We start from the raw sequence: 6,069 nt of genomic DNA on the forward strand, positions 1-6,069 counted from the left end.
TCCACCTCGTCCAGCAGTACCACGCTGTAGGGTTTGCGCCGCACGGCTTCGGTCAGCACGCCGCCTTCGCCGTAGCCGATATAGCCCGGAGGCGCGCCCTTGAGGGTCGACACTGTGTGGGCTTCCTGGAATTCGCTCATGTTGATGGTGATGACGTTCTGCTCGCCGCCGTACATGGCTTCGGCCAGGGCCAGGGCGGTTTCGGTCTTGCCCACGCCCGAGGTACCGGCCAGCATGAACACGCCAATCGGCTTGCTCGGGTTGTCGAGACCGGCGCGGGACGTCTGGATGCGCTTGGCGATCATCTGCAGGGCATGGTCCTGGCCGATGATGCGTTTCTTCAGGTGCTGGTCGAGGTTGAGCACCGTCTCCAGCTCATTGCGCGCCATGCGGCCCACCGGGATGCCGGTCCAGTCGGCGACCACCGAGGCCACGGCCTGGTAGTCCACCGTCGGCAGGATCAGCGGGGTTTCACCTTGCAGCGCGCTGAGGCGTTGTTGCAGGTCGACCAGTTGCTCGCGCAAAGCGTCGTCGCCACTGTCTACGGCGCCGGCTTTTTCGCGCAAGGTCGCGCGGGTAGCGAGCAGTTCGTCCACCAGCGCTTTCTCTTCGGCCCAGCGGCTTTCCAGCGTCGCCAGGCGCTCACGTTCAGCGCTCAACAGTGCTTCGCTATTGGTTTGACGCGCGCCAATCGCGATACCAATGGCATGCTCGCGAGCGATGATCTGCAGCTCGGTTTCCAGGGCTTCGATGCGGCGGCGGCTGTCGTCCACTTCGGCCGGCACCGCGTGCAGGCTGATGGCGACGCGGGCGCAGGCGGTGTCCAGCAAGCTCACGGATTTGTCCGGCAACTGGCGCGCCGGGATGTAGCGGTGGGACAGCTTCACCGAGGCTTCCAGGGCTTCGTCGAGGATCTGCACCTGGTGGTGTTTTTCCATGGTCGACGCCACGCCACGCATCATCAGCAGCGCTTTGTCTTCCGACGGTTCGGCGACTTGCACCACCTGGAAACGGCGCGTCAGGGCCGGGTCTTTCTCGATGTGCTTCTTGTACTCGGCCCAGGTGGTGGCGGCCACAGTACGCAGGGTGCCACGCGCCAATGCAGGCTTGAGCAGGTTGGCTGCGTCACCGGTGCCGGCGGCGCCACCGGCACCCACCAGGGTGTGGGCTTCGTCGATAAACAGGATGATCGGCTTGGGTGAGGCCTGGACGTCTTCAATGACCTGGCGCAGGCGCTGTTCGAATTCGCCTTTCATGCTGGCGCCGGCTTGCAGCAGGCCCACGTCGAGGCTGCGCAGTTCCACATCTTTGAGCGCGGGTGGCACGTCACCGGCGACGATACGCAGGGCGAAACCTTCGACCACGGCGGTCTTGCCCACCCCGGCTTCACCGGTGAGGATCGGGTTGTTCTGGCGGCGGCGCATGAGGATGTCGACCAGTTGGCGGATCTCCTCATCACGACCCACGATCGGGTCGAGCTTGCCGCTGCGGGCCTGTTCGGTCAGGTCAACGGTAAAGCGCTTGAGCGCTTCCTGTTTGCCCATCGCACTGGGCGCCATGGCACCGCTGGCTTCGCCCGGCACGGCGCCGGCGTTGAAACCGTCGCTGGCGCTCAGCGCGTTTTCCGGCGAGTCGCCCACGTATTCATCAAAGCGCTCGCTCAGGGCCTCGGCCTTGATCTTGTCGAACTCGGAAGACAAGCCCAGCAGCGCATGGCGCAGGCTCGGGGTCTTGAGAATGCCGAGCACCAGATAACCGGTGCGTACCTGGCTTTCGCCGAACATCAGGCTGCCGTAGACCCAGCCGCGCTCCACCGCTTCTTCCACATGGGACGACAGGTCGGTGATCGAGGTCGAGCCGCGTGGCAGGCGGTCCAGGGCTTCGGTCAGGTCGCGGGCCAGGCGCGCCGGCTCGACGTTGAACTGGCGGATGATGCGGTGCAGGTCCGAGTCCTGCAGTTGCAGCAACTGGTGAAACCAGTGGGCAAGCTCCACATACGGGTTGCCCCGCAGTTTGCAGAACACCGTGGCGGCTTCGATGGCCTTGTAGGCCACGCTATTGAGTTTGCCGAACAGTGCGGCGCGACTGATTTCACCCATGCTCTGGATTCCTTGAGGTGGTGGCGTGGTCGGCGTAGTGCCGGGCCAGGATTAGGTCGTTGGCGTCATGCTCGGGTTTACCGAGCCAGGTGTTGAAGCCCAGGCGGAACTGGCCGTTGAGTTGCAGCGCTGGCACTTCGGCTTGTTGCAGAACCAGGTTCAAGTCCCAGTCCAGTTCATGGCCCAGGTACTCGGCCACCCACGCCACCAGCTCGTTGAACGGTTGGTGGCCGGGCAGCATGCCCATGTAGTCATCCAGCGTGAGGGGGCCCAGGCGGATACGGAATTTGTGCTGGCGATCCCACACGAAGCTGCCCAGGCAAAAGTCCACGCCGAGGCGGTTGGCGCTCACGCCCACGCGGCTGCGTTCGGGCAGCTCGAGCCATTGGCCGACGTACTCTTCGATCGCCACCGGCAGGCCGAAGTACTCGCCGAGAATGGCTTTCAAGCCGTCCGGGTAGCGGGTTTGCGCCGAGAGGTGGCCGCTGTAATGCAGCTTTGCGGTATCCGGGATGAGCCCCTGATTCAGCAGGCTCGGCATGCCACGACCACTCAGTGCGGCGAGGCGCGCAGACCAATAGTCATCATCCGGGCGGTCATGGCTGACCGTCGGCCGCGCCTCGGCCCAGGCTCGGTAAAACAGGCTCAGCAGGCGATGGTGGAACACATCCAGGAAGTGTTTGCTGGTGCTGTCGGCATTGTTGCGCTGGCGCTCGCGTACATATTCGGTGATATGCAGCGGCAGCGGGCCGTTGGGGCCGCCAAGGCCGAAGAAGAACTGCTCCAGCCGCGCCGGCTTGCCGTCGCCACCGGGATCGACCGACGCCAACGTGGCCGGGGCAAAGGTGCAATCCGCCTGCTGACCCAGGCGCAGCGGGTCATCCGCCAGGCGCAGAGAATGGCCCAGGCGCGGCAGTTCCGGCGATTCGCACTCGATACGCCGCAACGCCTGGAAGAAATCGTATTCCCAGGGCGCCTGATGCATCGCATCCAGGGTACTCACAGGGTCGGACGACGTCCGGGCTTGGCTTTCCATCGCATGATCTCGCCGCGTTCGGTGGTACGGATCACCGTCTCGGTAAAACTGTTGATCGACACGTAGCGTGCCAGGAAGCGTTCCAGCACCGCACCGAGCAGGAATACGCCGGTGCCGCGAAACGCGTTTTCATCGAATTCCAGTGTGATCTCCAGGCCGCGCCCAAACACGATCGGGCCGGGCATCGGCAGGCGGCGGGTCACCGCTTTGCTGCTGACCTCGCGCAAGCCTTCGATCTGCAATTGCAGCGCCGCGTCGTTGCTGTCGCCGTACAGGCGCAGCAATTCACGCAAGGCGCCGGCGCCCTGGCCCTGTTCGCTCAACGACAGGTAGTTGAGCGACAGTTGGCTGATCAAGCGCCACGCCTTGGCGTCATGGGCATGGCTGGGGCGCGGGCGACTCGGGCCAGCGACGCAGCGCACGGCCAATACCGGCGCGCTGTCGGCCAGGGTGAAGTCGGTCTTGCCGTTGCCCACGCTCATGAACAAGGGCAGGTCGCGGTTGGTGCACAGCGCGGTCACGCCGAGCTGGCGCAGGTCGTGGCGGTAGGGCGCTTGCCCGCTGTCCACCAGGCTGACAAAGGTTTCACTGCCCACGTAGGTGGAGCGCGGGCCGTTGCGGCGCTGGTCGCTGGACAGCACGCGTGGTTCACGGCGCACGGTGTAATAGGCCTGGTCGCGGCCATAGCGCGACGGGTCGCGCACCGCATAAAACGGTAAAAAGGGTTGTTCCGGCCCGGTGCCATGGCCCGTGATGCCGCTCAACGAATGAATCTCGAAATCCATCGGCCGCGTGCGGTCGGCGATCACATGGTGCTCGCTGACCCGGTCGGACAGGTGAATACGGTCTACGCGCTTGGGAAACAAGTTGATCGCCGGCGTGCAGAACGGCAGGAACTGCGCAGCGCCGACGCTGCCTTCTAAGCTCGGTTCGTGGCGGTCGAACAACACGATCAGTTCCAACTCCTGACCGTCGCAACGCTTGACCGCACGGCTCAGCTCGGCGAACTCGACGAACAGGTAGCGGTGGGGCAGGGCGAAGTATTCCTGCAACAGGCGATAGCCCTGGAAGGCCCGCGCGACAACCGGCATGGCGGCGTCGGCATCGTCAAAACCACGGGAGCGCAATGCGTCCTGCGGCAGGCGTTCTACCCAGTCACCGCCGGGCTTGCGTGCGAACACCGCGCAGGCGTTGCCCAACAACTGCTCGTAAAGGCGGAACGGTTGCTCGTCGGCACCGCTGAGGTACAGCGGCAGGTTATCCAGGTCGAGGCTGTTGAAAGGCAATTCGGCGCCGGTGCGCAGGGTCAGGCGCAGGCCGGCCTTGGCTTTCGGTTCACTGGCGGCCAGGCGGCCCAGCACGGCGGCGGGGTTGCCGAAATACTCGGCGCTGCTGACCTGCAACGGCCACAACGTCACCGGGTGCGCGGTGCGGTACTCGCAGCAGGTCTGGGTTTCACGGCCGAGGGCGGCACGCAATACCGTGTCGCGGGGCAGCGGGAAACCACTGGCCAGGGAGCCTTCATCCGGGTCGGTCTGCAATTGCACCACGGTCATCGACGGCGTCGGCGCCAGGTAGTGCGGGTAGGCGATTTCCAGCAGGTTATGGGTGAAGGTCGGGTACTCGGCATCGAGCTTGAGCTGCACGCGGGCCGTGAGGTAGGCAAACCCTTCAAGCAGGCGTTCGACGTACGGGTCGGCGCAGTCCATACCGGACAGGGTCAGCCGACTGGCGATCTTCGGGTATTCCTTGGCGAACTCGGCGGCGCTTTCGCGCACGTGGTGCAGTTCCTGGTTGTACAGCTCCAGCAGGCGCGGGTTCATGGGCGCCTCCGCTGGTCGGCATTCACCACACGCACATGGCCGGATTCCAGGTCGAGGTCGGTTTGCAGCAAAAGGCGCAACGGCACCGGCTGCGCCCACAGGTCGCCTTCGATCTCGAAGCTCAGGGCGTTGTGATTCATCTCGCCATGGCCGACACGGGCTTTGACCCGCAGGGTATGGCGCAGGATGCGCGGTTCAAAGGTGGCGATGGCCTGGTAGATCAGGGCTTCCAGGGCCTTGATGTCGACACTGGAAACACTGTTGCCCGCCAGCGCCGGCAGGCCGTAATTGACCACCGACGTACCGGCCGGGGTGTGCAGCGTGGCATCGGCATCGAGCAACGACGTGGTGTTGAGCAGCCACGCCAGGTCACGCAGCACCGAGGCTTTCAATTGGGTCAGGGACAGCACGCGTTTATCGGCGCTTTCCTTGGGATTGGTTGGGTCGTCGTCGGTCAGCCGGTCCAGCAGGGACGGTTGCAGACGGTCGCGGGAAGCGATTTCAGTTACCACCAAAGCAGCTCCACGGACGGGTTGTGAGAGGGACAGTTGTTGAGCGGGGCAGGTTTCTGGGGCCGTGGTGGGGAACCACGGCCACCAGAGCTATCAGCGCTTGGTGTTGGAACGGATGTTCCAGCCAAACTTGATCGCGCCGCCGTCTTTGGTGCCATCGGCTTTCTGCGGCTGGTAGTCGACCATCACTTGGGCAAAGTTCAGGGTGACGTTTTCGGTCAGGCGGTCATCGCCACCCGAACCGCCGGTGCTCAGCGAGGTGACCAGCACTTCTTCCAGGTTGATCACCATGTACTCGACCTGGCTTTCACCGCCGGCCTTGCGCACGGTCAGCTTGACCTTGTCGATGTGCTTGCCGCTGGCGCAGTGCATCATCAGGTTCGGCGAAGCCTTGTCGACGTACTTGGTCAGCGACAGGTCCTGGATATTCACCTTGCCCGCGCCGCCGCCACCGCCCACGTGCATGTTGCCGGACTGGGCCATGCCCCAGCTCCAGTTCAGCACGTCGATCTCGTCTTTGTGGGCCTTGTCCATGGACTCGCCCTTGATGTCGCCGATCTTGATGAAAATATCAACAGCCATGTTTTCTCCCTGTGTGG

At 64.2% G+C, this 6,069-nt stretch carries 5 protein-coding genes; all 5 read right to left on the reverse strand.

Features of this window, described 5'->3' with window-relative positions:
* On the reverse strand, positions 1-2,099 hold a 2,099-nt coding region (gene tssH, locus AC3ZU9_RS31125), incomplete at its 3' end, for a type VI secretion system ATPase TssH (RefSeq protein ID WP_490091776.1).
* Complete coding sequence (gene tssG, locus AC3ZU9_RS31130; protein WP_046034838.1) at positions 2,092-3,135, reverse strand: type VI secretion system baseplate subunit TssG; 1,044 nt, start codon at positions 3,133-3,135, stop codon at positions 2,092-2,094. The genes tssG and tssH, both read right to left, overlap by 8 nt.
* The gene (tssF, locus tag AC3ZU9_RS31135; RefSeq protein WP_046034840.1) at positions 3,099-4,958 is read right to left on the reverse strand and encodes a type VI secretion system baseplate subunit TssF; all 1,860 of its coding nucleotides are present in this window, start codon (positions 4,956-4,958) and stop codon (positions 3,099-3,101) included. The genes tssG and tssF overlap by 37 nt, the downstream gene beginning before the upstream one ends.
* Positions 4,955-5,470, reverse strand: coding sequence for a type VI secretion system baseplate subunit TssE (gene tssE, locus AC3ZU9_RS31140; RefSeq protein WP_005792513.1), 516 nt, complete (start codon positions 5,468-5,470; stop codon positions 4,955-4,957). Before tssE ends, tssF begins: the two co-directional genes overlap by 4 nt.
* Positions 5,471-5,563: 93 nt before the next feature.
* Positions 5,564-6,052 (reverse strand): Hcp family type VI secretion system effector, encoded by a 489-nt coding sequence (locus tag AC3ZU9_RS31145; protein WP_015886558.1) that lies wholly within the window; start codon positions 6,050-6,052, stop codon positions 5,564-5,566.
* Positions 6,053-6,069: the final 17 nt, after the last annotated feature.

This window comes from Pseudomonas sp. A39, from assembly GCF_058145955.1.

Bases quoted from the DNA above. Each gene is read 5' to 3' on its own strand.
- AC3ZU9_RS31145 (WP_015886558.1), bottom strand. From the start codon at position 6,052: ATGGCTGTTGATATTTTCATCAAGATCGGCGACATCAAGGGCGAGTCC.
- tssG (WP_046034838.1), bottom strand. From the start codon at position 3,135: ATGGAAAGCCAAGCCCGGACGTCGTCCGACCCTGTGAGTACCCTGGAT.
- tssF (WP_046034840.1), bottom strand. From the start codon at position 4,958: ATGAACCCGCGCCTGCTGGAGCTGTACAACCAGGAACTGCACCACGTG.